This is a genomic window from Bacillus sp. X1(2014), from assembly GCF_007678255.1.
This window is the reverse complement of the sequence record NZ_VEED01000015.1, coordinates 98,859-123,292: the sequence shown is the minus strand read 5'-3', so window position 1 is coordinate 123,292 and position 24,434 is coordinate 98,859. Positions and strand designations below refer to the sequence as shown.

29 protein-coding genes are annotated in these 24,434 nt (G+C 37.3%); 16 read left to right on the top strand and 13 right to left on the bottom strand.

Translation table 11 applies throughout. The features are described from left to right. Positions 1 to 241: 241 nt before the first annotated feature. Positions 242 to 421, top strand: coding sequence for a hypothetical protein (locus tag FS608_RS22570; RefSeq protein WP_026566065.1), 180 nt, complete (start codon positions 242 to 244; stop codon positions 419 to 421). Between the two features lie 91 nt (positions 422 to 512). On the opposite strand, the gene FS608_RS22565 is transcribed toward FS608_RS22570, so the two are convergent. Further along, a complete protein-coding gene (locus FS608_RS22565; protein ID WP_026566064.1) occupies positions 513 to 605 on the bottom strand; it encodes a YjcZ family sporulation protein in 93 nt (30 codons plus the stop codon). A 39-nt stretch (positions 606 to 644) separates the two neighbouring features. Next, positions 645 to 734: a YjcZ family sporulation protein gene (locus tag FS608_RS22560; RefSeq protein ID WP_035445724.1), complete on the bottom strand. Its 90-nt coding sequence runs from the start codon at positions 732 to 734 to the stop codon at positions 645 to 647. A 209-nt stretch (positions 735 to 943) separates the two neighbouring features. Here FS608_RS22560 and FS608_RS22555 point away from each other — a divergent pair, with 209 nt between their 5' ends. Further along, a complete protein-coding gene (locus FS608_RS22555; RefSeq protein ID WP_144554817.1) occupies positions 944 to 1,816 on the top strand; it encodes a peptidylprolyl isomerase in 873 nt (290 codons plus the stop codon). A gap of 45 nt (positions 1,817 to 1,861) precedes the next feature. Here the strand turns inward: FS608_RS22555 and FS608_RS22550 are convergent, their stop codons facing one another. The 4 genes from FS608_RS22550 to FS608_RS22535 form a co-directional block, all read right to left on the bottom strand. Next, positions 1,862 to 2,050 carry a sporulation YhaL family protein gene (locus tag FS608_RS22550; RefSeq protein WP_144554816.1) on the bottom strand — a complete coding sequence of 63 codons (189 nt, stop codon included), beginning with the start codon at positions 2,048 to 2,050 and terminating at the stop codon, positions 1,862 to 1,864. Positions 2,051 to 2,159: 109 nt separating this feature from the next. After that, on the bottom strand, positions 2,160 to 3,104 hold the full coding sequence (yhaM, locus tag FS608_RS22545; protein WP_144554815.1) for a 3'-5' exoribonuclease YhaM: 945 nt from the start codon (positions 3,102 to 3,104) through the stop codon (positions 2,160 to 2,162). Positions 3,105 to 3,155: 51 nt separating this feature from the next. Then, entirely contained in the window at positions 3,156 to 6,161 is a 3,006-nt protein-coding gene (locus FS608_RS22540; RefSeq protein ID WP_144554814.1) for an ATP-binding protein, read from the bottom strand. 18 nt (positions 6,162 to 6,179) lie between these two features. Then, the gene (locus FS608_RS22535; protein WP_144554813.1) at positions 6,180 to 7,400 is read right to left on the bottom strand and encodes a metallophosphoesterase family protein; all 1,221 of its coding nucleotides are present in this window, start codon (positions 7,398 to 7,400) and stop codon (positions 6,180 to 6,182) included. A gap of 511 nt (positions 7,401 to 7,911) precedes the next feature. Here FS608_RS22535 and FS608_RS31445 point away from each other — a divergent pair. Then, entirely contained in the window at positions 7,912 to 8,046 is a 135-nt protein-coding gene (locus FS608_RS31445) for a hypothetical protein (protein ID WP_260871776.1), read from the top strand. Positions 8,047 to 8,114: 68 nt separating this feature from the next. On the opposite strand, the gene FS608_RS22530 is transcribed toward FS608_RS31445, so the two are convergent. Together FS608_RS22530 and FS608_RS22525 are read right to left on the bottom strand one after the other, a co-directional pair. Beyond that, entirely contained in the window at positions 8,115 to 9,368 is a 1,254-nt protein-coding gene (locus FS608_RS22530; protein ID WP_144554812.1) for an ABC transporter permease, read from the bottom strand. Next, entirely contained in the window at positions 9,361 to 10,260 is a 900-nt protein-coding gene (locus FS608_RS22525) for an ABC transporter ATP-binding protein (protein WP_144554811.1), read from the bottom strand. The genes FS608_RS22530 and FS608_RS22525 overlap by 8 nt, the downstream gene beginning before the upstream one ends. A gap of 123 nt (positions 10,261 to 10,383) precedes the next feature. On the opposite strand from FS608_RS22525, the gene FS608_RS22520 reads away from it, so the two are divergent. Then, a complete protein-coding gene (locus FS608_RS22520) occupies positions 10,384 to 10,569 on the top strand; it encodes a YhzD family protein (RefSeq protein WP_144554810.1) in 186 nt (61 codons plus the stop codon). Positions 10,570 to 10,636: 67 nt separating this feature from the next. Here the strand turns inward: FS608_RS22520 and FS608_RS22515 are convergent, their stop codons facing one another. From FS608_RS22515 to FS608_RS22505, 3 genes are all read right to left on the bottom strand, one after another. After that, the gene (locus FS608_RS22515) at positions 10,637 to 11,443 is read right to left on the bottom strand and encodes an enoyl-CoA hydratase (protein ID WP_395947814.1); all 807 of its coding nucleotides are present in this window, start codon (positions 11,441 to 11,443) and stop codon (positions 10,637 to 10,639) included. 135 nt (positions 11,444 to 11,578) lie between these two features. After that, a complete protein-coding gene (locus FS608_RS22510) occupies positions 11,579 to 12,448 on the bottom strand; it encodes a Cof-type HAD-IIB family hydrolase (RefSeq protein ID WP_144554808.1) in 870 nt (289 codons plus the stop codon). 122 nt (positions 12,449 to 12,570) lie between these two features. After that, positions 12,571 to 12,918 carry a YlbF/YmcA family competence regulator gene (locus FS608_RS22505; RefSeq protein ID WP_144554807.1) on the bottom strand — a complete coding sequence of 116 codons (348 nt, stop codon included), beginning with the start codon at positions 12,916 to 12,918 and terminating at the stop codon, positions 12,571 to 12,573. A gap of 178 nt (positions 12,919 to 13,096) precedes the next feature. Here FS608_RS22505 and FS608_RS22500 point away from each other — a divergent pair, with 178 nt between their 5' ends. The 9 genes from FS608_RS22500 to FS608_RS22465 all read left to right on the top strand — a co-directional run bounded on the left by FS608_RS22500 (position 13,097) and on the right by FS608_RS22465 (position 20,774). Then, positions 13,097 to 14,479, top strand: coding sequence for a YheC/YheD family endospore coat-associated protein (locus tag FS608_RS22500; RefSeq protein WP_186328855.1), 1,383 nt, complete (start codon positions 13,097 to 13,099; stop codon positions 14,477 to 14,479). Between the two features lie 4 nt (positions 14,480 to 14,483). After that, positions 14,484 to 15,587 (top strand): YheC/YheD family endospore coat-associated protein, encoded by a 1,104-nt coding sequence (locus FS608_RS22495; protein WP_144554805.1) that lies wholly within the window; start codon positions 14,484 to 14,486, stop codon positions 15,585 to 15,587. Further along, the gene (locus tag FS608_RS22490; protein WP_144554804.1) at positions 15,565 to 16,929 is read left to right on the top strand and encodes a YheC/YheD family endospore coat-associated protein; all 1,365 of its coding nucleotides are present in this window, start codon (positions 15,565 to 15,567) and stop codon (positions 16,927 to 16,929) included. Before FS608_RS22495 ends, FS608_RS22490 begins: the two co-directional genes overlap by 23 nt. Further along, a complete protein-coding gene (locus FS608_RS22485; protein ID WP_144554803.1) occupies positions 16,926 to 17,972 on the top strand; it encodes a YheC/YheD family protein in 1,047 nt (348 codons plus the stop codon). Before FS608_RS22490 ends, FS608_RS22485 begins: the two co-directional genes overlap by 4 nt. A 74-nt stretch (positions 17,973 to 18,046) precedes the next feature. Continuing rightward, positions 18,047 to 18,256 carry a YheE family protein gene (locus FS608_RS22480; RefSeq protein WP_144554802.1) on the top strand — a complete coding sequence of 70 codons (210 nt, stop codon included), beginning with the start codon at positions 18,047 to 18,049 and terminating at the stop codon, positions 18,254 to 18,256. 82 nt (positions 18,257 to 18,338) lie between these two features. Beyond that, on the top strand, positions 18,339 to 18,530 hold the full coding sequence (locus FS608_RS22475; RefSeq protein ID WP_144554838.1) for a hypothetical protein: 192 nt from the start codon (positions 18,339 to 18,341) through the stop codon (positions 18,528 to 18,530). After that, positions 18,517 to 18,666 carry a hypothetical protein gene (locus tag FS608_RS30900; RefSeq protein ID WP_222127394.1) on the top strand — a complete coding sequence of 50 codons (150 nt, stop codon included), beginning with the start codon at positions 18,517 to 18,519 and terminating at the stop codon, positions 18,664 to 18,666. Before FS608_RS22475 ends, FS608_RS30900 begins: the two co-directional genes overlap by 14 nt. Beyond that, positions 18,659 to 19,570, top strand: coding sequence for a helix-turn-helix domain-containing protein (locus tag FS608_RS22470; protein WP_222127393.1), 912 nt, complete (start codon positions 18,659 to 18,661; stop codon positions 19,568 to 19,570). Before FS608_RS30900 ends, FS608_RS22470 begins: the two co-directional genes overlap by 8 nt. Before the next feature lie 103 nt (positions 19,571 to 19,673). Next, on the top strand, positions 19,674 to 20,774 hold the full coding sequence (locus FS608_RS22465) for an ABC transporter ATP-binding protein (protein WP_144554800.1): 1,101 nt from the start codon (positions 19,674 to 19,676) through the stop codon (positions 20,772 to 20,774). 44 nt (positions 20,775 to 20,818) lie between these two features. Here FS608_RS22465 and FS608_RS22460 read toward each other — a convergent pair whose 3' ends face one another. Beyond that, the gene (locus tag FS608_RS22460; RefSeq protein ID WP_026566045.1) at positions 20,819 to 21,061 is read right to left on the bottom strand and encodes a hypothetical protein; all 243 of its coding nucleotides are present in this window, start codon (positions 21,059 to 21,061) and stop codon (positions 20,819 to 20,821) included. A gap of 357 nt (positions 21,062 to 21,418) precedes the next feature. On the opposite strand from FS608_RS22460, the gene FS608_RS22455 reads away from it, so the two are divergent. After that, entirely contained in the window at positions 21,419 to 21,622 is a 204-nt protein-coding gene (locus tag FS608_RS22455; RefSeq protein ID WP_026566044.1) for an alpha/beta-type small acid-soluble spore protein, read from the top strand. Positions 21,623 to 21,694: 72 nt separating this feature from the next. On the opposite strand, the gene fumC is transcribed toward FS608_RS22455, so the two are convergent. Further along, a complete protein-coding gene (fumC, locus tag FS608_RS22450; RefSeq protein ID WP_144554799.1) occupies positions 21,695 to 23,077 on the bottom strand; it encodes a class II fumarate hydratase in 1,383 nt (460 codons plus the stop codon). A 317-nt stretch (positions 23,078 to 23,394) separates the two neighbouring features. Here fumC and FS608_RS22445 point away from each other — a divergent pair, with 317 nt between their 5' ends. Both FS608_RS22445 and FS608_RS31440 read left to right on the top strand, forming a co-directional pair. Continuing rightward, entirely contained in the window at positions 23,395 to 24,015 is a 621-nt protein-coding gene (locus FS608_RS22445) for an NAD(P)-dependent oxidoreductase (protein WP_144554798.1), read from the top strand. 276 nt (positions 24,016 to 24,291) lie between these two features. Beyond that, positions 24,292 to 24,417, top strand: a complete 126-nt coding sequence (locus FS608_RS31440) for a hypothetical protein (protein ID WP_260871775.1) — start codon at positions 24,292 to 24,294, stop codon at positions 24,415 to 24,417. The last annotated feature ends 17 nt before the right edge of the window (positions 24,418 to 24,434 follow it).

The window sequence follows — 24,434 nt, the reverse complement described above, 5'->3', positions numbered from 1 at the left end:
TAGGCCTCTTTTCAGAACTTTTACATATTTATATATTTATTATTAACCTTTTAAAAGATGGGGTAAACCATTTTAACTTAAAACAGGAAAAATTTTTTTAAAAGAAATTTCCTCCAAAAATAAATTGGTTTCATGGAAACCCCTTAAGGCCTAAAACTCTTCCATTCTTTATGACTATCTTTTTTTTGTAATTTTTGATATTGTAATAAACATAACACGAACATCAGGGAGGGAATCATTGATGATCTCCATTTTTATTGTCTTCGCTATTTTTATCTTGTTTTATGTAAATAAAATGACCAATTCACTTTGTATGCAAAAAGAAATCCCTGAAGAAAACCAACATAAGGTATTTCGTACAATTAATATCCTCATTACGATTCTTCTGATATCATCATACTTGGAAATTTTATATACATAATCCAACTAGAGCTCCAAGCGAAAAAGGATATGTATAATTAACACATAGAAGCGATGAGAGTTTTTCTCATCGCTTTTAGTTTGTGACTTTATTAATAAACCCAAGAAGCCCCGATGATAATTAATAGGATGAAAAGGACAACCACTAACGCAAATCCTGCGCCGTAACCTGCTCCACCAGACATATATTTACCTCCATTCATTATTGATCTTTTTTGTGCATATTAACACCAACACCAAGAAGCTCCAACAATAATTAATAGGATGAAAAGTACTACAATTAGAGCAAAGCCAGCTCCATATCCATGGCTCATCGTAATACCTCCTTTTTCATTTTCTACGATATACTATTCAACGAGTGGTCATTTCGTTTAGGCACTTCCCATTTTTTTTTGAAAAGTTCAATTTATCCTTTTGTGGAAAATTTCAAATAATAAACATAGTTATTATTTTTGCAGGAGTTACCATTTATGTTATAGTAGAGATTGTGGACAAGAATATACTGTTTAGGAGAGATTTCATCATGAAAAAATGGATATTAGCCCTTACATTAGCCGGTGGAGTACTTGCATTAAGTGCATGTAACCAAAGTGGTTCTGATACAGTGGCAGAGAGCAAAGTGGGTAATGTTACACAAGAAGAACTCTACAATACAATGAAGGAAAAGTATGGTGATCAAGCCCTTCAGCAACTAGTATATGAAAAAGTTCTATCTAAGAAATACAAGGTGACAGATAAGGAATTAAATGCAAAAATTGATCAATTAAAAACAGATCTAGGTGCAAATTTTGAAACTACCCTCGCACAGTACGGCTATAAAAGCGAAGATGATTTGAAGAAAACAATGAAATTAGGCATGATGCAGGAAAAAGCTGCCCTTAAAGGCGTTAAGGTAACTGAAAAGGAATTAAAGGATTACTATGATACGTATCAGCCAGAAATTAAAGCACGTCATATTCTTGTTGCCGATGAAAAAACGGCAAAAGAAGTGAAGAGCAAGCTTGATAAAGGTGAAAAATTTGAAGATGTGGCAAAAAAATATTCAACAGATGAGGGTTCTAAGGCAAACGGCGGAGATTTAGGCTGGTTTGGTACTGGTAAGATGGATCCTGACTTTGAAAAAGCAGCATATGCACTAAAAGTAAATGAAATTAGCGATCCAGTTAAGTCGCAATTTGGTTACCATATCATTCAATTAACTGACAAAAAAGAAAAGAAACCATATGCTGAAATGAAGGCCGAAATCGAAACCCAAGTAAAAACTTCAAAATTGACAACAGAAGAAATTAATAAAGCTATGAAGCGTGAACTTGAAGCTGCAGATGTTAAAGTTAGCGACAAGGACTTAAAAGATGCGCTTACTCCTCAAACCGGAACAGAAGCTGCTGCACAGTAATTAGAACAAAAAGCGGAAACGCCAATAATGGCGCTTCCGCTTTTTTTATTCCCCTGTCGCTTCAAGTCCTTCTTTCTTTTCTTTTTCTCGTTCAAGGCGTTTCATATAGATTTCGCCTTCCTGCTCAATGTTTTCCATCTCTAATTGCCGCTCTTCTCTTCCCGTTTTTATCGCCATTAGTGCACTTATCACAATACCAACCACAACTGCATATACCCAAATAGGAATAGTCAATTTATCTTGCTCCTTTCATAGTGGTTGTCCACTTTTACTAAATCATATTCGTTTAATAGGAAATTATGAACTGTTGCGCAAAAAAAAATAACCTCAAAAGGAGGTTATTTTACTTATGAAACACCGGCTTATAAAAGGAACGATTCTCCAACGCAAAAATTCTTTCTGTGAATTCACCTGGCTTCACTCTTTCCAAGGCACGGTCAAGCATATTCATTTTCGCATCAAGATTATCGATATAATGGAGAATTTCTGCTTCTTTAATCATTGGCGGTTTTGGACTTCCCCATTCTGCTTTTCCATGATGACTCAGCACAAGATGTTGGAGGATTAGTACTTCTTCACCAGAAATACCTAGTTCTTCCGCTGCCTTGCCAATTTCGTTAACCATAATCGTAATATGCCCTAGTAAATTTCCTTCAATGGTATACACCGTTGAAATCGGACCTGAAAGTTCCAGTACTTTCCCCATATCGTGTAATATAACCCCTGCATAGAGCAAATCCTTATCAAGGCTTGGATAAAGATTGGCAATGGATTTAGCCAAATCAAGCATACTAACAACATGGAAGGCAAGCCCCGATACAAACTCGTGGTGATTTTTTGTTGCTGCAGGAAACTCTAAAAAAGCCTTCTGATGCTTTTTAATTAAATGGCGTGTTATTCTTTGGATATTGGGATTTTTCATATCAAAAATATATTGTGTAAGTTTACCAGTCATTTCTTCCTGGCTAATTGGGGCGGTCTCCAAAAAGTCATCCAACTTTACGCCGTCAGAGGGACCTGTTCGTCGAATTTGACGAATTTTCAATTGACTTTTCCCCCGATAATTTTGTACCTCACCTAGTATTTTTACAATACTTTGTGGAGCATAACTCTTTCCATCCTCTTCATTAACATCCCAAAGTTTTGCTTCAATTTCCCCGCTTTTATCCTGAAGAATCAGGGTTAAAAAAGGTTTGCCGTTGCTTGCAATCCCTTTTGTTGAATTTTTTATTAGTAGAAATAATTCTACCTGCTCTCCAATTTCATGCTTTAATATTCCTTTACCCATCATTTTCACGTCCTTCCCGTTAGTAAGAGTATAACATATCCTAATATTACTCTATGAAATTATCTGAACAGCACCTTTTTCTAAAAAAAGAACATTTTCCCTTTGAAAAAAGGTCAGCAAATGCTTATGACAAGTAAAAAATAATAGTTGATTTCTTTTCATCCCTTTAAGAAGTTCTAATACCTTTTCCGTCCTTTTCGCATCAAAATTAACAAAACTATCATCGATAATAATTGGAAACTGATACTTTTCATATACTGTAACAGCAAGGGCAAGCCGAATGGCAACGTATAACTGTTCGGTAGTTGCTTGACTTAGTTCATTTGCTTCAAATATGGTATGATCCCTTCTCTCAACTAAGAATCCTGAACCAGAATTTTGTAAATGGATTCTTTGATAGTTTCCATCGGTGAGAAACAGCAAATATTCTTCCGCTTTTGAGATCATTCTTGGTAAATGTATGTTCTTATACGTTTCAATCGTATTGGAGAGGATATCTTGCGCTATACAGTAGACAGACCACTCCTTTGCTGCCTCTTCTAGTTCAAATTTTTTCTGTTTGTAGTGATGGAGTATATCTGAGTATATACCGCCCTCTTCTAATATTTGTATCTCGTATTTGATGGAAGCATGCTTTTCCTGAAGTTCCTTAAGTTTAACTTCCCATTCATGAACCTGCTGGTTACATTCGGCCACTAATTCTGTGCTTTGACGCATTTGGAGAAAAGTTTCCCTTTCTACTTCTGAGAGGTTAGAGTATTGCAGTTGACTCTGTATTGAGTTAAGTTTTTCTAACAGTTGTCCCTGCTTTTCTGCTTTTGCACCGAGTTCGTAAAATTGTTGTTCTGTTTCCACTTTTGCTGATGAGATTAGGGCATGAGATTCCGCTTGGAGATGCTTAAATGCTTGTACTTTTTGTCTTAAATCGGCTTCGAGGTCGCTAAGTTTCACCTTTCGCTCCTGACTCACGATTTGCTTACCATGCTCCTCCTTTAACTTATTACGCAGTAAATAGGCAGCGTTATACAAGTCCAAGCCCTCTTCATTTAAATAAAGGTTTGAAAAATAGTTCAATCCTTTTACTATTTTTTCCTGTTGCTGCTCTATTTGTTGAAGTCTTAGCTGATATTGTTTTTTCTCTCTACTAATCAACTTAAACTGTTCAATCAGCTTGAATGCTTCTAGTAAAAAGGACTCTGCAATATACTCAGGTATTCTTAGTTCATGACTAATGGAAGCAAGCTTTTCATTCGTTTGGGCGGTCTCCAACTCCCATTGTTCAAATTTAGCAATGATCTTTTCATATTGAGAATGTTGATGTTTCAACTTCATTTTTACGGTCTGAAGCTCTGCTCTCCTCTGATTATCAAAGGCTAATTGTTCTTCTAGCTTTGAGATTTCAATATATTGGGCTGATTGCAGTTTTTGCTTTAACTGCTCTTCCTTTTCTTTTAAACCTTTTAACGTTTGATTTAGATCAACATCTTTCGGCACCTTATTCTTTTTTGTCATCAGGATGACAAGTAACATACCACTGATAACACCTATGGTGAATAAAAACCACTGCTTTGTAGCTATCCCATAAACTGTAAAGGCAATTAAAATAACCCCAAAAAGTAAATACTGAAGTTTCTTTTGCTTCCCTTCCCTTTCCACTGCTGCTTTATCACGTTCATTGAACTGTAGATAAAAGTCAATTTTGTCACGCAGGGTCCTTAATTCCCTTTCTATGCTCTCTTTATCATCGCTCGAATTTACCTTCTCTTCCAGTGCCAGCCGTTCCTGTTTTGTAAGAACCTGTCTCTCTGAAGACCGAACCTCTTTTTCGATTTCCTCTAATCTGCCTTTTTCTTCTTGATACTGATTCTCTAACTCTTCCTTAACTTCTTTTAGCTTTTGTATTTTCTGTGATACCACTTCAACCTGATTTTTCATATAAATATTTGTATTTAGAACAAAGATTTCTTCTTCATCTATATTTAAATGAAGTTTTTCCCTAGTAATCGACAACTCTTCTTCAAAGGCTAAAAGTTTTGTTTCACATTGCAATTTTTCCTGTCTTAATTGGTCGTAGAGAGGAACTTGATCAAGCAAAGCTAAGAGGGCAGGTTCATTTTTTAGAAACGAAAGATTAGGTTGAATCCCCGCTGCTTCATCTTGCAAATTTTCAATTCTTTCGGAAATGCTACTAATCTCTGCCTTATAGGGGTGGATGAGCTGATTTATCTTTTCGAATCTTTCAATTCCACGTACAGGGAATTCGATTTTTCCTAATTCATTCAGCTCATTCTTTGTCCCCTTTTCATCTTTGACAATGGATTCGATTCTCTTCCATTCATTTAGTTTTTCTATTTTCTCTCTTATCTCCTGTAACGAACGGTTTACTGCCTTCATTTCCTTTTCGAGCGTTTCTTTCTTTTCTACTAAGTTTGTATAATCTCTATTTTTGGCTTCTGCTGCTTTCAATTCTTTATTTATTTCATGGATTGCTTGTAACTTTTCATTTAATAAGGGTTTCTTCCCAGATGGCTTAAAACGAGCATCGAGCTCTTTCTGAAGAACAGCTTCTGTTTTTGATAACCTTTCTGTTCCTAATGTCCCCGCGGAAAACAGGAATTTACCAATCTCTTCGCTTTTCATCTGATGAATATTTTGTAATCCCTGCAAATTAAAAGAAAAGATAGATTGAAATAGGCTTTTATCAAAGTTTGCTGTTAATTCCTTAAGAAGTTCTTCGCCGCCCATCTTGCCATTGTCCATAAAGACCTTAACATCACCTGCAGCTTTTCCCTTTACTCGTTCGATTACAGCACCGCCATGTTTTTCATGGGAAATTCGGATTTTACCACCATATTTAGTACTGTGTTTTGGCTCATAACGGAGTTCTGTTGTCTGTTGTTTTGTAGGGAAGCCGAAAATAATTGCATGGATAAAGGCCATAATCGTGGACTTCCCAGCTTCATTTTCTCCATAGAAAACTTGAAAATCGTGAAGGTCAGTAATTTCAACATTCTCTAATTGGCCAAATCCATATATATGCATCTCAAGAATTTTCAAATCTCTTCACTCCTTCCTCTATGATTGATAAAGTAATTCCAGCAGCAATTTCTCCGCTTTGTTGATTAGCTCTTCTTGATCTGCAGTTGATAATTGACTAATATATTTTCTCCCTAATTGATGTTCAAATAAGGGGGCTAAGGCTTGATCGATATCTGCATAGTTTTCAATTGTTTCAAATAGTTCAGCATAAAAGTTTGTGTCTCTTTTCAACTGTTCCTTATCTATTAGCTGCCCTTCAATAACAGTAAAGTCAACAATCCATACGAAGGATTCCTCTTCTTTCTCATTCTCTAAAAGAAGTTCTAACAGTTCGCCCTTCAAGCTTCTTTGTTCACGCTCATCAGTTAGTACAATATTTTTCAAGGAAAGTGATAATAACGTTCCTTTTTGTTCCCTCCGAAAACTATTAATGGTTGTTTGGCATAATTGTAAAACATCATGGAAGTTTTTGGCTGAAGCAGCATCAACTACTGTTTCTTCCCAAATAATATCGGCTGTTTCTAAAAAATTTATTTTCTTATCAAGATCAGTCAATGTTACATGATAAATACCTTTCATGCCTGTTTCTTTCTTATTCCTGCCTTGAATATTACCTGGATAAATGATCGGCGGCGATTCTGATAGGACAGCTCGTTTATGAATATGTCCTAAAGCCCAGTAATCAAATTCTTTCTTATGTAAATCACTAACTGAAAAAGGGGCATAGTTATCATGATCTACCCCTCCGCTTTCATTTCCATGGAGTATCCCAATATGAAAGTCCCCGCCATCTTTCTTCCGGTAATCATCTATTTTTCTATCATAAACATGTCGTGTTGGATAACTAAAGCCATAAAGATGGACAATCTCACCGTTCTTTGTGTGTAAAACTTTGGTTTCAACCTCGCTATTAAAAACATGAACATTTGCGGGCATATTAAGGTGTACCCATGATCCGTTTAAATGGTCATGATTGCCGTGGATGGCATAAACTTGAATATTGTTTACTGCCAACTTAAGCATCTCTGTCCGAAACCGGGATTGTGCCCGCAGGCTGCGGTCCTCTCCGTCGAATAAATCTCCTGCTAGAATAACAAAGTCGACCTGATGATGAATCGCGGCCTCGGTAACCTTTTTTAAAGCCGTAAAGGTGCTCTCTTTAACTCGGGTAAAGATGTCTTGTGGCAAGTACTTTAATCCGACCATCGGGCTGTCCAAGTGCAGGTCCGCTGCATGAATGAATGATATCTTTTTCATAAGACATTCCTTTCCACTTCTTTTCTTCATTGTAGCACCACAGAAATACGAATGCACGTTCTTGTCAGATATTTATTGAAAAAAAAGAGCATTTACCGCTTGGTAAATACTCAGATTGTCGAGGAGGGGTATATTTAATTGAATGTTTCTGCTAATGGACCTGTTGATTTCCGCTCCGGGCACTCGCTTTCCGCGGGGAGGTCCTGGAGCCTCCTCGGCGCTTTGGCGCCTGCGGGGTCTCCCGTGACCTCTCTATCCCGCAGGAGTCGGTGCCCTCCACTCCAATCAACAGGGGGCAAATCAACTAAGTATTACCTCACACTTTAGCTACTCTAGCTAAATATGTTGCAAACCTTTTTAAATTTTAGCAGGACGCATTAAGTAGAGCCTGTCATTAATCAATAGAAACAAAAAATCATATTCACTTTGGATTGAGTCTTTTGCTTAAACATTGAATTCACCACTTTTTTTATTATTTATTGAGTGTTAAGGGTCTACATTGTTACACCTGTTGATTGGAGCGGAAGGCGCGAAGACTCCTGCGGGAGTACGGGGCAGGGGAGACCCCGCAGGAGCGCAGCGACGAGGAGGCTCCCCGGCACGCCCGCGGAAAGCGAAGCGCCTGGAGCGCAAATCAACAGACTAATTTAAAAGAACGATAAAAAAAGGGGTGCCCCTAAAAGTTATACTTTTGGGACACTATCTTTTACTGCCTTATTCGTTCTTTGTCATTTGTAGTGCTTTTTTTATATCTTTAAAGGAATTCGATTGCCCGTACATTAAGACACCACCACGATAGACTCGTGCGCCAAATGTTGCTAAGAAAACAATTGTTGCTACTAAGATAGCAATTCCTACCATTGCCTCCCAGACTGGAATTGTCAACATTCCAACCCGCAGAAACATGATCATTGGTGTAAAGAATGGGATGAAAGATGTCACCGTTATGAACGGAGCATCCGGCTTTCCTAAGCCAAACATAGCAATCATAAACCCAGCAACTACGAGCATAGTCATTGGTGTAATCATTTGTTGCACATCTTCAATTCTGCTGACAAGCGAGCCGAGAAATGCAGCAAGTGTGGCATAAAGAAAATAGCCCAGAATAAAGAAAACAATTGCATAAATAATCGTCCCCAAAGGAATATCACCAAAACCATAAACACCGAAAAATCCTTCTTTTAAAGATTCCATATTTTGTTTTAGAGAGAAATAACCCACGAAAAGAAAAACAGCGAGTTGTGTCAGACTTAATAAACCGATTCCAATTATTTTTGCAAACATCTGTTTAATTGGAGAGACACTTGAAATTAAAATTTCCATCACTCTAGACGACTTTTCTGTTGCTACTTCCATCGCAATCATATTAGCGTACATAATAACTGAAAAATATATGATAAAGAGCAAGACATAAACCAGACCCCGCGCCTGATTCAGTTCCTCTTCCGTTTTTGCATTCTTCTCAAGAGCAATTTTCTTAAAAGCCACTGGTTCATATAGCTTTTTGAGCTGAACAGGAGTCAATTGAATTTGTGAAGCCGCCAGCATGGTTTTTACTTGCTGAAGACTCGTTTGAAGATCATTATACAAGGATGAATCAGCAATACTCTTTGCTTTATAAGTAGCCAACGGAAGTTTTTCTTCATTTAAACCAAGTAGAACAATTCCTTGGTAAGTTCCTTTTTCAACTGCTTTTTCGGCCGCTGCTTCACTGCCTTGGAAAAGTGTTAAGTGAATATCTTTATTAATTGTGCTAACTTGTTTTTTGAATGGATCAAACAGTTGACCTGTTTGATCAAGCACAGCCACATTTTCTTTTCCATCATTTTTATCGAAGAAATCAATGATATTGGTTAGGTTAGTTAAGACCAAAACAATAATGATCGTTATAAGAGTTGTAATGATGAAGGATTTTGTTTTCAATTTGTTTAAATATGTGTGGAACAGAATAATCCAAAAATTATTCATAGGAATCACCTACTTTTTCAATAAAAATATCATTTAATGATGGTTCTTCCAGGGCAAACTTCCGGATAAACCCTTGGTTGACTATCTCCTTAAGTATTTTTTCAGCTATGTACTCTCCTTCAATTTGCAGGTGAATTCCTTCCATAGTTGGTTTTGACTTCACGACTCCAGGGTAATTCTTTAAGAAATCAAGTGAAAAATCAGCATGGATAACAAGGTTCTTTTTCCCGAAGGAACGCTTGATTTCTTTTAATGGACCATGGACAACAGGGCTTCCTTTGTGCAAGATACAAAGATGTTCACACATTTCCTCGACATGCTCCATTCTATGGCTTGAGAAAACGATAGTCGCCCCATCTTCTTTCAGAGATAGCACAGCCTCCTTTAGCATCTCCACATTTACTGGGTCAAGACCGCTGAATGGCTCATCCAAGATTAGTAATTTTGGTTTATGGACGACAGCAGCAATGAATTGGATTTTTTGTTGATTCCCTTTGGATAGCTCCTCAACTTTTTTATTTTCATACTCAGGAATTTTGAAGCGCTCAAGCCATGATTTTAATTCCGTAAGAGCCTGAGATTTTTGCATCCCTCTTAATCTAGCTAAATAGACGATTTGGTCACGAACCTTTAGTTTCGGATACAAACCTCTCTCTTCAGGGAGATAACCGACTAAATGACTGGTGGAATAGTCAATCGGCCTCCCGTCCCATGTAATCTTACCACCGCTAGTGTCCAGCAGACCTAAGATCATTCGGAATGTTGTTGTTTTTCCTGCACCATTAGCCCCTAAAAAGCCAAACATTTCTTTTTCAGGAATCACTAATGATAAATCATCCACTGCTGTATAATTTCCGAATCGTTTCGTGACATGTTCAAGTTTAAGAACCATTTCACACACTCCTCTCCATCTTTCATACGAATTTAACATATTTTGGTTTCAGTTTCTTTTTGCACAATTTTATAAATTATGTGAAAATAGATAAAAACTAGATTCTCTTAAGGGGTTGTTGAAATGAAGACTTATAAATTAACTGCATTTGAATCCAATGGGGAAAAGCTTTTAGATGAATCCTTCCAGGCTGAGCATGATGATGCCGCAAAGGAATTAGGTCAAAAAATGTTAGCCGAAAAAAACTTATTAGAACGCACACACCGATGTACTTCACCAAGCGGTAAGCTATTACTCTTTCATTCTTAAAAATGAAAGCGCTGTAAATAAAGATTAGCAAGATAGCAAAAAACAAAGAAGCTGCGTGCTTCTTTGTTTATTTACCTATAAATCTGGGTGGTCTTTTTTCGATGAATGCCTTTATTCCTTCTTGGTGGTCAATGGTTTCGCGCATTTTTTGCTGTGAATATTTTTCTAATTCTAAGATTTTTAATAAGTAAGGACGATGCATATCGGCTAATATCTTTTTCGTTTTAATCATCGCCTGTACAGGTCTGCTTAACCAATCTGAAATTCTAGCTTCTAATGTCTCCTGAAGATTAGCTTCCGCTACTTCTTCGATTAAACCTAATGCAAATGCTTCATCAGCATCCATCATTTTCCCGTCCCAGATTACCTGTTTCGCTTTTGTCTCTCCCAATTTTTTCTCTAAGAAGAAATGGGCACCTCCATCTGGAATCAGACCGATCCCGATAAAATTCATTGCTAGCTTACTATTTTTTTCAGCAATAATATGGTCAGTTGCAAGCGCAAGGCTGAACCCCAAGCCAGCCGCTGCACCTGTAATAGCACTAATCGTTAGTTTAGGCATGCTATAAAGAGTAACAATTAGTTCGCTAATACTATCCATAACAGGATAGAAGTCGTTTTCGTTCATGTTTGAAAGCATGGTTTTAATATCGCCCCCAGCTGAAAAGGATCTTCCTTTTCCCGTTAGAACGACAATATCGATTTCATCCGATTCACTTATTTCCTTTAGCTTACAGACTAGCCCCCTAATCATTTCTGAGTCCATTGCGTTTAATGACTCAGGTCTGTTCATTTCTATTGTCGCCACACGCCCTTTAACTTTTACATTCACCTTATCTGTTATAAAGTTTATCGACACGTGAAACCCTCCCATCCTTTTGAATCAATTCCATTATATATGGAAATGAGGACATAAATATAGGTAAGTTTTTTAAAAATAGTGAATTTTCTACCCGGTTGGTTCAAAAAAAGACATCAACGGCAATTTACCGTAGATGTCTTTTTTAGGTTATTTTTTAATAATATTCATCCTTCTTAAAAACTCAATTGGCTGTTGTTTTCTAAAGTGTTCTTTTACCATATAGGCAACACCTTGTTCGTTCTGTGATCGTGTCACCCAATCTGATGCTTTTTTCACTTCGAAATCAGCATTCCACATTGAAACACCCAGACCTACAGCCTCAAGCAAAGGAATGTCATCTAGGCAATCACCGATATAAACCATTTCTTTTCTTGGAATCCCTAATTGGCTTGCAAGGTATGATAACCCTGATAATTTTGAAACACCAGTTGGGACAATATCCAACCGTAAAGTATCTAGTTCAATTATTTCAATCTCTGTATACATTTTTTGAAGCACCTTTTTCGCATCCTGAAGATCATTTTCTTCTTCAAAATAAACTTCTATCTTCGGAGGGCTCACTGGCTGGTCATGTAGATACTCTGTTAGTGACGACACGAATTGCTGCGAATAAAAAACCGGATCTCCTGAGGTAAAAACTGTCTTAGCCAATAAATTATTATTCAATTTAAACTTATTTGCTAATGAAAATTGTTCATGGACAAGACGAATTTGACATGGCAGCGCCTCTAAAAATTTGACTGTATCATACGTAATTTGTTCATTAATCCTTTTCACAAAAATTGGTTTGTCCTCAGAACTTGCAATAAATGCCCCTTGATGTGTAATGAGGGGCGATTTTATTTTTAAAGCCTTGGCTACTTTTCTGGTGGAAGGAAAGCTCCTCGATGTGACAAGCGTGACATAAATTCCTTTTTGCTGAACATATTCTATAGCCTCTTTTGTTGATTTATGGATTTTTCCGTTTGTTTGAAGAAGCGTGCCATCGATATTTAAAGCAAGCAAGCGATAAATCATTCCGTTGCCCCCTGTTCTTTGGTGAAATAGCCTTTATAACACTTTTATGATTTTTTAGGCATTTGTAGAACAGAGCAAAAAAGAAAAAGCCTTCGGTTTATACCGAAGGCACGTATTTCAATTTACATTTTTCCGTAAAGGTCTTCTAGTGGTTTCATAATTACTTTGTTTAACTCGCCAATAACCATGCTCATCCGTTGTTCTGCTTGCATTAACCTAGCAATTTTTTCATTTTGCTGAACAAGTCCTACAGATGATTGTGCTTGCGCAATTTCTTGTTCAGAGATATCCTGCCCCATCATCTGTTTCTGTTGCAAGTCCATTTGGATTTTACGAAACTGATCAAACATTTGTTTTGCTGCTGGGTCCGCATTTACTTCTTTATAGGCTTGTTGAAGTTGTGTGTATTCATCACTTTGACGAATAGCTGTTTCTAACGCATAGGCGGAATCATATAGATTAATTGCCATTGGTAAACACTCCTTTTTAATCAAACGCTTTTGTAATCCGAATCAACTATAACAAACTATTCAACAAAATGCGAGAATGTTAAAATCACCATCTAGATTCGTGTTACATACATTATTATATCAACTAATGCCCATAAGAAATAATGGTTCCAATTTAATTAGAAATTGAGGAATGTTTATGGCTTTAGCATTAACTCCGGTTACCATCGAAGCAAGAAAACCTAAAAATAAGAATGACAGCATAGTGCAAATATCCAACCATTTGTTTACTAGTTTGGGATTAAACAAGAATAATCTTCAATTAAATATTAAGTTAGGAAAAAAGGCAATACAAACAGTGGTCCAACCAGTAGATCTGGAACCCCAAAATTTGATGCTTTTTCCTGAAAATATTCTCAAGAATTTTTGCCTGCCTACCCAGAGTTTTAAATTTCAAGCCATCTATCGGGATGACCTTCTAACACTCGAACTCGGACCTGTGATTGGACTAGTAACTGATTTCCCTTCGACTAAACAGGAAGAACCACACTTTCGTTCTATTCATACTTTCTGCGAGGAACTTCATCATGGAATTACTGAAATTGGCGGCTTTTTTTATGTTTTTTCATATGAGGAATTTTTAAATCAAGGCTATTACCTTTTAAATGGGAAATGGAAATCGTTTGAACACCCAATACCGGATGTGATTTACAATCGTATCCATTCCCGTAAACTTGAACAATCTGTCCCATTTAAGCAATTTCGTAAAAGACTTGAAACCATGATGATTCCTTTGTTTAATGAACGCTTCCTATCAAAATGGGAAGTATATAATCAACTATTTCAAGAAAAACATCTCCTCCCCTTTTTACCAAAAACAAAAATATACACGAAGGAGCATCTGTTTGAACTTACCGACGAATATGAAACGATATTTATAAAGCCGGTTCATGGGAGCCAAGGAAGAAATATAATCAAGTTGAAAAAAGAAGATGAAAACCACTTCACTTTAAAAACCTCGATTACATCACTTAACGAAAACTCTAGTTCTCATTACTACTTAGACGAAATACACAACCTAATCAAGCCTATTCTCCATAATCGGTTTTTTATTATTCAACAAGGAATTAAATTATTGTCGTATGAATCATGTTCCATGGATTTTAGGGTACTATGTCACAAAAATCTGAACAACCTTTGGCAAGTAACCTCAATTGTGGCAAGGATAGCTGCAAAGGAAGAGTTCGTTTCCAACATTGCAAGAGGTGGAAAGATGCTTAGACCTTTAAAGGTACTGCGAACTTGTCTTGGACCTAAGAACGCTTTAGAGGTGCTTACACATACGAAAGAATTAGCAGTAGAAACAGCATCAATTATTAGTAACTCTCAAACAGGGATAACTGGTGAACTTGGCATCGATATTGGAGTTGACCAAGACGGAAAACCATGGATTATTGAAGTAAACTCTAAACCCTCGAAAAACTTTGAAGATGGATTAGGAAGAATCAGACCATCGGCGAAGGCACTTATTCAATTTTGTACACTGCTTGCATTCGATTCGACTTTTGTAAAGGAGGACTAGTAAATTGATTGCCTTTGGAATAATGACTATAAGTTTTGACAGTGAGCATTCCTATATCAACGACATCGCAAACCTTGCAGAACCCTGTGGGATGGAATGTTTTCGATTCACCCCTGCAAATATAAATCCACTTACATTACAAGTAGAAGGAAAAAAATTCATGCCACAAACAAAATCCTGGGTTGACAAAGATTTTCCCATTCCAGCTCTTATTTATGATCGTTGTTTTTACGGGGATGATGACCACTCCAAGCAGTGTATTCCGATTGTATCCTGGCTTAAGAACAGACCCGAAATAACCTTTTTAGGCTATGGACTGCCTAATAAACTGGAACTCTATGAAGTATTAAAGAGTACTGTTTTATCAGCTTACTTGCCCCTGTCTCATGCGGTTTCAAATACTGGCATCGTGTTAAATGAATTAACTGCCAAAAAAAGAATGATTTTAAAGCCAATTAATGGCTCTCAAGGAAATGGCATTTACTATTTGAAAAAAAACAACAAATCCTTCCATGTTAAGACAGAAAAAAACAAGAATATTATCTCACGAATCTTCCCAAATGAAACCAAACTTAATAGTTGGCTGCAACCACTTATTAGCAAGCGTCCCTACCTTATGCAGCCGTATTTAGAATTATCAAATGATGACCTGCAGCCATTTGACATTCGAATCCTCTTACAGAAAGGAATCGATGGGAAATGGGGAGAAATGGGCAGGGGTATTCGAGTAGGGAGTACGGGGGGAATCCTTTCCAATTTAAGTGCTGGTGGTTTTATCACTATTTATGATGATTGGTCTTCGTCTTTACAGCCCGCTAAAAAGGATTACATTAATCAGGAATTAGCCTATATTCTATCTAATCTTCCCCCTATTCTTGAAAATGCTTTTTTACCATTATTCGAAATTGGCATCGATATTGGAATAGCGAAAAACGGCTCCATTTGGATTCTAGATATCAATTCAAAGCCGGGTCGAAAAGTCCTCCTTCATACACAGCCAGACATAAAGGAGACTTTAACCCTTGCCCCTTTGCTATATGGGAAGCACCTAAGTCAAATGGCTCAAAATGAAAGGAAGAGCTATTATGAGAAAACATTATCTCATTGAAGTTGCTCAAAATGATCAATTAGTAGTATTCTGTCCTCCTGCAATACTAAAAGAACAAGAGTTAAAACGAATTGCCTTTGGTTCAAAATCGATAGAAGTCGATTTTATCCCACATCCTGATCAAGATGATCGAATTTCAATCAGCCGGGAAATTCAACAAGCTCTTCAATATCCTAGTTTCAACATTCCACTTCATGTTTTCTGCGCTAACCAACGTCTAATAATCGGTCCACTTGTAGGTATTTTTACAGCAGGATTTACCTCCTTGCCATTGGAACCGATTGGCGACCGAACACAATTTTTCTCGAAACTCCTTTCTGTTAATAAAATGGTGGGTGCCTTACCATTTGTGTTTGGAGAACAACATATTGATTGGGATCTAGGGACCATTGAAGGGTATTTTTATCATAATAACAGTTGGGAAACGGTTGAAATTCCCTTTCCGAATGTTATTTATGATCGACTTCCAAATCGAAGAAGTGAAAATAACCCAAAATTAATAAAAGTGAGAGAGCGATTGGAAAAAGAATATCTTATCCCTTGGTACAATCCTGGATTTTTTAACAAACTTGAAATCCATGAAAGGCTTATTCAAGATGAAACTGTGTCTAAATTCCTTCCAGATACATTACCATTTACATCCTTTTCCTCAATCGAAACGATGCTTTCCACCTATGGCCATGTTTTTATCAAACCTAAAAATGGCAGTCTCGGCATAGGTGTTCACCAAATTATTTACGACAAACACAGCGATGATTATTACTGCCGATACCAAGATACAAGTAATGTAAACCGTCTGAGGAAATTTTCTAGTTTAGAAAGCTTAATGGGAAACGTATTTGCCAGCCAATACCTTGAAAAAATGCTGGTACAGCAAGGGATTAATCTACTCCGAACCGAATCCCGATCCATTGATTTTAGAATCCACACCAACAAAGATGACCTGGGAAATTGGCATGTATCTGCGATTGCAGCAAAAATAGCAGGGCCTGGCAGCGTAACTACCCATTCAAGAAGCGGTGGAGATATTAAGACAATCGAGGAAATATTCACAAATGAGGAATGTTCACTTTATTCCCAGAGACTCTCCGATGCGGCATTGCTTTTAAGCAGCGCAATGGATCGGCATGTAGAAGGAATAATTGGTGAGATTGGATTTGATTTAGGTATCGACCGAAATGGAGAAGTTTGGCTCTTCGAAGCAAATTCCAAACCAGGAAGAACCATCTTTACTCATCCTGAATTAAAAGAATTTGATTTGCTAACCCGAAAGTTTTCAATCGCATTTGCTGTCTTTCTTACAGAGCAATCCTTATTACATCCAGAGGAGTTAATCAAATGAAAACCAATCATAAAGGGCCTCTGGTTGGAATACTGTCAGCAAGAAAAGCAGATGGTTCTATTGCTGGAAATGGCCCGCTTTTTATAGCATTACAAAAAAAGCTTATTTCACTTGATGGAATAAGTTTTGTTTTTATACCAGAGGACGCAGGTAAAGACCATATTATGGGCTATACTTTTTTACCTGAACAAAATCATTGGAAAAAGGAAAAATTTCGCTACCCAGACATTGTATATAACCGGATCCCCTTCCGAAAATCAGAACAAAGCGAACGGTGCCAGCAATTCTTTACCATTTTAAAGGAGAAGAATATTCCTTATTTCAATCCATGTTTTATTGATAAATTTGAGCTCTATGAGGTGTTTAGAATACATCCGTTTCTGAAAACGTTCCTGCCAGAAACCATCCCTATCCACAGGAAGAAGGACTTATTCATTTTTCAAAAGACACATAAGAGCATTTATTTAAAACCTGCTCAATCTTCCAAAGGACAAGGAATTCTTCGCTTAAAGTTAAATGGTGCTACCAGTCTTCAATTAGACGGGATACACGAGCATGAACTTTTTAAATCCTTTGATCATTTTTGGGAAAAACACAGTGTGGAATTGTTGGCAAAAAACTACTTAGCACAAGCGGAAGTAAAATCAGCGAAGTATATGGGGAACCGCTTCGATTTTCGTATCCTCGCCCACGGAGGAAACGGTGGTTACACCGTAACAGGAGTTGGAATTCGGCAATCTCAGACACAAGATATTACTACCCATATTCCTTCCGGCGGTAGACTCCTGCCCTATCAAATTTTACAAACCAAGGAGCATGATCGTTTTATTGAAGCGATTGTTCCTGAAATCGGGATGGCACTGTCTGATCGATTTGGCTATTTCGGAGAGTTTTCTATTGATGCCGGGGTAAGTATGACTGGCCAGTACTATATTTACGAGGTAAATTCCAAACCAATGAGGTTTGATGAAGAGGAAATTGAGGAAAGGAAAATTGAGCAACTTTGCCGCATTTTCCTCCAACTTTCCGATTATGAAATCTGACAGAAAATTCATATTTAAATATTCTCCCTAACCAGTTAAGCTATAAATAAGAATATTAAAAGGAGGATTTGACGATGATCATGCACTTTCAATTTAAACCGTTATTTGAAAATAAAAATATACCAGGCTGGAATTTTTCCTTTTATCATAAAAAACAGCGGGTGACGGGAATTTACCACCAAACAGGGAAAATTGAATGGACAACAAATGTACCTGAACAGGATGAAATTGAGGCACTATCAAGCCAAATCCATGAACTAATGCTTTATCATGTATATGAATAATCTAAAATTCGGATGACCATCGTGAATGAAAACTTGCCTTTTCCGCAAAACTAAATATAGTTTTGGGAAAGGAATGATAATGATGGACAAAGAAAAAGACATGGGAACGGATGCAGGTTCTGCATATGAAGGCAGAGATAAGGTGTTTATGGATGTTGACCGAATGATCAACGAAGGCATGTCCGGTGGTTCAGTGCATTCCAGAATGGAATCAACTAATATCGAAGAAGCCCGTGACCTTCAAGTAGAACAACCGCCCTATGAATGCGATTGATGTGAAATTCCAAAATAACAGGCTAGCCGAATTAACCTTGGCTAGCCTTTTTGATTTATTAGGTTTAGTAACTACTGTTATAATATTAGAAGTCATAAAAAAATATTTATTAAACGGGGAAATCAATGATGCTTAGAAAATTATTGTCTATTTATGAAAATTCCGTTTTATTTCCCGATCAACCCATTACGCTTTCAGAACAGTTTTACATATTTTACAGCGAGATGGACAACGAATGGATTGGCATTCCTAAATCTAATGTTTCTGAAAAGGAATTCTCCCTCCTCCAAACGATCTATCAATTAGTTGAACATCCGCCAACAATCCGAAGCTCCGCTACCAAGGGTTGGGATGCCTACTTATTAGAGGATGGTCCTCCCCCCACTTATCATGTTGAGACAAATCTTCGGTTCATTCAATTTCAAATTAACGGTGATGATACGAATCAACTTGAGATTGAGTCAGCATTAAAAGGGTTCTTTACTGAAGGAGTCATTATCATCTGGGAGAACAAAAGACGAGGAATAATAATTGAAGAAGACACCATAGTCTTACTTACGGAAGAAGAATTGATTTCCATGTCAGAAACCTTAGAAAGTGATTTTTATGTCAAAATCTCTTTTTTTATTGGAAAGTTTAATTCCTTTAACGACCAACTTCGTTCAAAGTTCCTGCTTGAGAAAGAATATTTTTCTTTTGGTCTGACCCATCTTAACTCCTTTATGAATATTTTTACATTTGAACGGGTTCTTCCAGCATATGTGACATATCATTTGCCGATGGATTTAAAACCAAAGATCCATCAAGGAATATTCGAAGTTTTTAATGATGATCCAGAGATGTATTCGACCATTAAAGTTTTTCTGGAGAATAATTTAAATGCCAGTTTGACGGCAAAAAAGTTATACATCCATCGAAATACACTCCAATATCGAATTGATAAATTTATCGATAAGTCTGGAATCCAATTAAAAGATTTTTATGGGGCCTTTACAGTCTTCTTAGCTTGTCTCCTTTTTGAACAAAGTCAAAAAAGATAACAATGTGCCCAAAAAAGCGTTTTCATTCTTTGTGCAGTCTGTCCATACCTATTTTCTTCTGCTGCTTGTAAACTATTACTAACAAGATAAGGGAGGAATTCCAATGGCAGAGTTAAAATTAGATCATATTTATAAGATTTATGATAATAAAGTAACAGCTGTACAAGACTTCAATTTACACATTGAAGATAAAGAATTTATCGTGTTTGTAGGACCATCAGGGTGTGGAAAATCTACGACACTTCGAATGATTGCTGGTCTTGAAGATATTTCAAAAGGAGATTTCTACATTGATGGTAAAAGAGTAAACGATGTAGCTCCAAAAGATCGTGATATCGCGATGGTTTTCCAAAACTATGCTCTTTATCCACATATGACGGTATATGATAACATGGCGTTCGGCTTAAAACTGCGTAAATTCCCAAAAGATGAAATTGACCGTCGCGTAAAAGACGCAGCAAAAATTCTTGGTCTAGAAGCTTACTTAACTCGTAAACCTAAGGCTCTTTCAGGCGGACAACGCCAGCGTGTAGCATTAGGCCGTGCGATTGTACGTGATGCAAAAGTATTCTTAATGGATGAACCATTATCAAACCTGGATGCAAAGCTTCGTGTGCAAATGCGTGCAGAAATTGCTAAACTTCACCGTCGCTTAGATACTACTACAATCTATGTTACACATGACCAAACTGAAGCGATGACAATGGCAACACGTTTAGTCGTTATGAAAGATGGTATCATTCAGCAAGTAGGTTCGCCTAAAGAAGTTTATGAAAAGCCTGAGAATGTCTTTGTCGGCGGCTTTATCGGATCTCCTGCAATGAATTTCTTTAACGGAAAATTAGAGGATGGAAAATTCGTAATTGGAAATACTGCTCTTTCTGTTCCAGAAGGAAAAATGAAATATTTACGCGAACAAGGATATGTTGGAAAATCAATCATCCTAGGTACTCGTCCAGAAGATATTCATGATGAACCAGTTTTCATTGATGCATCTGCTGGATCAAAAATTAAAGCTCAAGTAGATGTTGCCGAGTTAACTGGTGCAGAATTAATGATTTATTCAAGCATTGGCGGTCAAGATTTTGTGGCTCGCGTTGATTCTCGTGGTGATATCCATCCTGGCGATACATTAGATCTTGCATTTGATATGAATAAAGCACATTTCTTTGATGAAGAAACAGAATCAAGAATTCGTCCATAATAGTATACAATGTAAAGACAGAATAGCCTCGCTTGGAGCGAGGCTTATTCTTTTATAAAAAATACTTCTTCTAGATGACAAGCAGGACATCGATACACATGGGGGCACTTATGACCTGAATTTGTATCAGGATATCCATCTTCCATTTTCATTAAGTCTATTTCCATATATGGACTGTAATCATCATAAAAGTCCATAAGACGACCACTTTCCATCATAGGCTCACCGCAATTTGTACATAATAAATAGGCTTCACGGAAACCATTACATACTGGGCATTCAGACATTTCATTCACCCTTTTGTTTAATTGATATCCTTAGTTTGTGTTAACTTATATGTCATATGTAATGGAATAAATTACTAATTAATTTCTCGAATAAGTCTTTCCGTTTTAATCATAATAAGTATTACAAAGCAAGCAACCATTCAACAACACGATGGATGAAACCAAAAAGGGTATTAGCCGGTGCAAGTCCGACTCATCCAACCAAACCAAAGTTTTATGAATGAATCTCCAATTGTAGAAAGTTTATCAAAAGTAATATTGATAATATGGGTTAGGCCTAGGCGGCAATGGTTTAATCTCCATTATGGTTCAACTCCATACTGACCCCAAATTTATTAAGAGGAGTGTTATTCAACTATGGCAAGTAACAACAACTCTAATCAACTTCTAGTACCAGGCGTCGAGCAAGCTCTTAGTCAAATGAAGTATGAAATTGCTTCAGAATTTGGTGTAAATCTTGGTGCAGACACTACTTCACGTGCCAACGGATCTGTTGGTGGAGAAATTACAAAACGTTTAGTAGCAATGGCTGAGTCTCAACTTGGCGGATTCCAACGCTAATTTTTAGTAATCCAAGTAAATACAAATAAATATTATGGCTAAGCCCCTTCCATTCGGAAGGGGCTTTCAATTTCATATCATATTTTCTGGCTTAACCCATTTCGAAAACTGCTCTTCAGTAAGATAACCTAATTTTAACGCGGCTTCCTTTAAGGAACCATTTTCTTTGAAAGCTAATTTGGCAATTTCTGCTGCCTTTTCGTAGCCAATATGAGGATTTAATGCTGTAACAAGCATCAATGAGCGATTCAAATGTTCTTTAAGAATCTCGTCATTTGCCTGAAGACCTACGACACAATTTTTATTAAAGGATCTTATTCCATCCGAAAGAAGTCTAACCGATTGGATAAAATTATTAATAATAACTGGTTTAAAGACATTTAACTCGAAATTTCCTTGACTCGCTGCAAAAGCAATTGCAGCGTCATTTCCATATATCTGGCATGTTATCATCGTCAATGCTTCGCTTTGAGTTGGATTTACCTTTCCGGGCATAATGGAACTCCCAGGCTCATTCGCCGGGATACTAATCTCTCCAATCCCACTGCGCGGTCCACTTGCCAGCCAACGGATATCATTAGCAATTTTCATTAAATCAGCGGCCAAAGCTTTAAGCGCACCATGAACATGTACAATCTCATCGTGACTTGTTAAAGCATGAAATTTATTTTCTGAGGACCGAAATGGGTATCCAGTAAATATGGAAATTTGCTCAGCAACCTTATCACCAAACAAAGCAGGTGCGTTGATTCCTGTCCCAACCGCCGTTCCTCCGATCGCCAAATCAAGTAGATATTGGCTTGCCTCCTTTATCATCTTTTCACATTTTTCAAGCATCCACCGCCATCCGCTGATTTCTTGTCCCAGTGTAAGTGGAGTTGCATCCTGTAAATGTGTCCTTCCGATTTTAATGACTTTAGAGAAATCCTTTTCCTTTTGTAGGAGAGTATTTTTAAGTTCTGATATTGCCGGAAGAAGTTCTACTACAATCTTTTGATATGCAGCAATATGCATGGCTGTTGGAAAAGTATCGTTGGAGCTTTGCGACATATTGACATCATCATTTGGATGGATTTTTTCATGCCCAGCACCTAGGTCCTTTAAATATTCATTTGCCTTATTGGCTATCACTTCATTTACGTTCATGTTGGATTGAGTCCCGCTACCCGTCTGCCAGACCACCAATGGGAAATGTTCATCCATATCTCCGGCATGAATAGAATCACATACTTTTTGGATCGCCTTCATTTTATTTTCACTGAGCTTCCCTAATTGGAAATTTACTATGGCTGCTGCCTTTTTAATAAAGACCAAACCATATATTAATTCCAATGGCATCTTCTCTGAGCCTATTTTAAAATTGTTCTTGCTCCGTTGTGTTTGAGCACCCCAATATTTATCAATAGGCACACGAACCTCACCAAGTGTATCCTTTTCAATTCGATAATTCTCCACTTATCAACACACCTCACAAATTCATATACTTCAATATATATACCCATTCCTATCTATTTTATTAAAAATCAACATACTTATTTAACGAAAAAAACTGCAGACACTTGTCTGCAGTTACTAAATTAATGTTTAATGATTGTATATCCGATATAATAAGAAAGGATTAAAAAACTACCGATCAATAGCACAACTGAATACTCTGACATATACATCCCACCCCTATATAAATAAATGCTAAAACATCTTTAAAATATCATAAGCGTAGGGGTTCGCAAGTGATGAATATTACACTTTATTGAATAAGAGGTGAATTTTTTGTGAACATTTGCATTTTCGGAGCAACAGGCAGAGTGGGTTCGATTATTTTAGAAAATGCATTAACCAATCACCATTCGGTCCAAGCACTGGTGAGAGATAGGAGTAAACTAAACATTAAAAGAGAAGGCCTTCTTGTTAAGGAAGGTAATGTGCTAAATGAAACCGACATTGCGAGTATTTTAACAGGATCGGATGTAGTCATTAGTTCTCTAAATACAGCAGGTACCACGACACTCTCTGAATCAATGCCCTTTATTATTAAACATATGAAAGCGCTTGGAATACACCGTATTATTACGATTGGAACAGCTGGAATTCTCCAGGCTCGATCTGCACCTCATTTATATCGGTTTCAATCGTCCGAGTCGAAAAGGAAAAGCACCCGTGATGCGGAGGAACATTTACGTGCCTATTTATTATTAAAAGAGTCTGGGCTCGATTGGACGATTGTTTGCCCGACTTATTTGCCTATTGGAGAGAGATTAGGGCATTACAGATATGAAAAAGACATTCTTCCTGATGATCCTTCGTCGATCTCTATTTACGATACAGCAGATTTTGCCTTTGAGCAGTTATTTAGCAAGCAATTTATCGGATCCCGTGTAGGGCTTACTTATTAAGAAAAGCGCAAGCGCCCTGGTCAGCGGCGTATGGCCAGGAGCGCTCCAACTAAGATAAAGGAAACACGAAAAGCCGGAGGCGCATTCGTGATTGACTTATCGTAGGGCGGAGAGCGAAGGACACTAGCCGCTAGGGCGCTGGAGCTAGACAGTAATCTAAGTTCAAAAACTCTTATCATAAACCCTTAACTTGTTTTGTTAAGGGGATTCCTTGTCTAAATGGCCAAACTCTCCATGACTTGATGATGATCAAATTCTTCCGACACACTAGAGAAAATGGTTATCATACGAGCGATGATGACCAAATTCTTCCGACTAAGCAGAGAAAAAGGTCATCATCCGGGCGATGATGACCAAATTCTTTCGACTAACCAGAGAAAAAGGTCATCATCCGGGCGATGATGACCAACTTCTTCCGA

Bases quoted from the DNA above. Each gene is read 5' to 3' on its own strand.
- FS608_RS30900 (WP_222127394.1), top strand. From the start codon at position 18,517: ATGAATGCGATTGATGTGAAATTCCAAAATAACAGGCTAGCCGAATTA.
- FS608_RS22505 (WP_144554807.1), bottom strand. From the start codon at position 12,918: ATGGCAATTAATCTATATGATTCCGCCTATGCGTTAGAAACAGCTATT.
- FS608_RS22525 (WP_144554811.1), bottom strand. From the start codon at position 10,260: ATGGTTCTTAAACTTGAACATGTCACGAAACGATTCGGAAATTATACA.
- FS608_RS22570 (WP_026566065.1), top strand. From the start codon at position 242: ATGATCTCCATTTTTATTGTCTTCGCTATTTTTATCTTGTTTTATGTA.
- FS608_RS22555 (WP_144554817.1), top strand. From the start codon at position 944: ATGAAAAAATGGATATTAGCCCTTACATTAGCCGGTGGAGTACTTGCA.
- FS608_RS22455 (WP_026566044.1), top strand. From the start codon at position 21,419: ATGGCAAGTAACAACAACTCTAATCAACTTCTAGTACCAGGCGTCGAG.
- FS608_RS22490 (WP_144554804.1), top strand. From the start codon at position 15,565: ATGAGAAAACATTATCTCATTGAAGTTGCTCAAAATGATCAATTAGTA.
- FS608_RS22560 (WP_035445724.1), bottom strand. From the start codon at position 734: ATGAGCCATGGATATGGAGCTGGCTTTGCTCTAATTGTAGTACTTTTC.
- yhaM (WP_144554815.1), bottom strand. From the start codon at position 3,104: ATGGGTAAAGGAATATTAAAGCATGAAATTGGAGAGCAGGTAGAATTA.
- FS608_RS31440 (WP_260871775.1), top strand. From the start codon at position 24,292: ATGGTTATCATACGAGCGATGATGACCAAATTCTTCCGACTAAGCAGA.
- FS608_RS22480 (WP_144554802.1), top strand. From the start codon at position 18,047: ATGATCATGCACTTTCAATTTAAACCGTTATTTGAAAATAAAAATATA.
- FS608_RS22470 (WP_222127393.1), top strand. From the start codon at position 18,659: ATGCTTAGAAAATTATTGTCTATTTATGAAAATTCCGTTTTATTTCCC.
- FS608_RS22500 (WP_186328855.1), top strand. From the start codon at position 13,097: ATGGCTTTAGCATTAACTCCGGTTACCATCGAAGCAAGAAAACCTAAA.
- FS608_RS22520 (WP_144554810.1), top strand. From the start codon at position 10,384: ATGAAGACTTATAAATTAACTGCATTTGAATCCAATGGGGAAAAGCTT.
- FS608_RS22465 (WP_144554800.1), top strand. From the start codon at position 19,674: ATGGCAGAGTTAAAATTAGATCATATTTATAAGATTTATGATAATAAA.
- FS608_RS22530 (WP_144554812.1), bottom strand. From the start codon at position 9,368: ATGAATAATTTTTGGATTATTCTGTTCCACACATATTTAAACAAATTG.
- FS608_RS22510 (WP_144554808.1), bottom strand. From the start codon at position 12,448: ATGATTTATCGCTTGCTTGCTTTAAATATCGATGGCACGCTTCTTCAA.
- FS608_RS22485 (WP_144554803.1), top strand. From the start codon at position 16,926: ATGAAAACCAATCATAAAGGGCCTCTGGTTGGAATACTGTCAGCAAGA.
- FS608_RS22535 (WP_144554813.1), bottom strand. From the start codon at position 7,400: ATGAAAAAGATATCATTCATTCATGCAGCGGACCTGCACTTGGACAGC.
- FS608_RS22475 (WP_144554838.1), top strand. From the start codon at position 18,339: ATGGACAAAGAAAAAGACATGGGAACGGATGCAGGTTCTGCATATGAA.
- FS608_RS22460 (WP_026566045.1), bottom strand. From the start codon at position 21,061: ATGTCTGAATGCCCAGTATGTAATGGTTTCCGTGAAGCCTATTTATTA.
- FS608_RS22515 (WP_395947814.1), bottom strand. From the start codon at position 11,443: ATGGGAGGGTTTCACGTGTCGATAAACTTTATAACAGATAAGGTGAAT.
- FS608_RS22565 (WP_026566064.1), bottom strand. From the start codon at position 605: ATGTCTGGTGGAGCAGGTTACGGCGCAGGATTTGCGTTAGTGGTTGTC.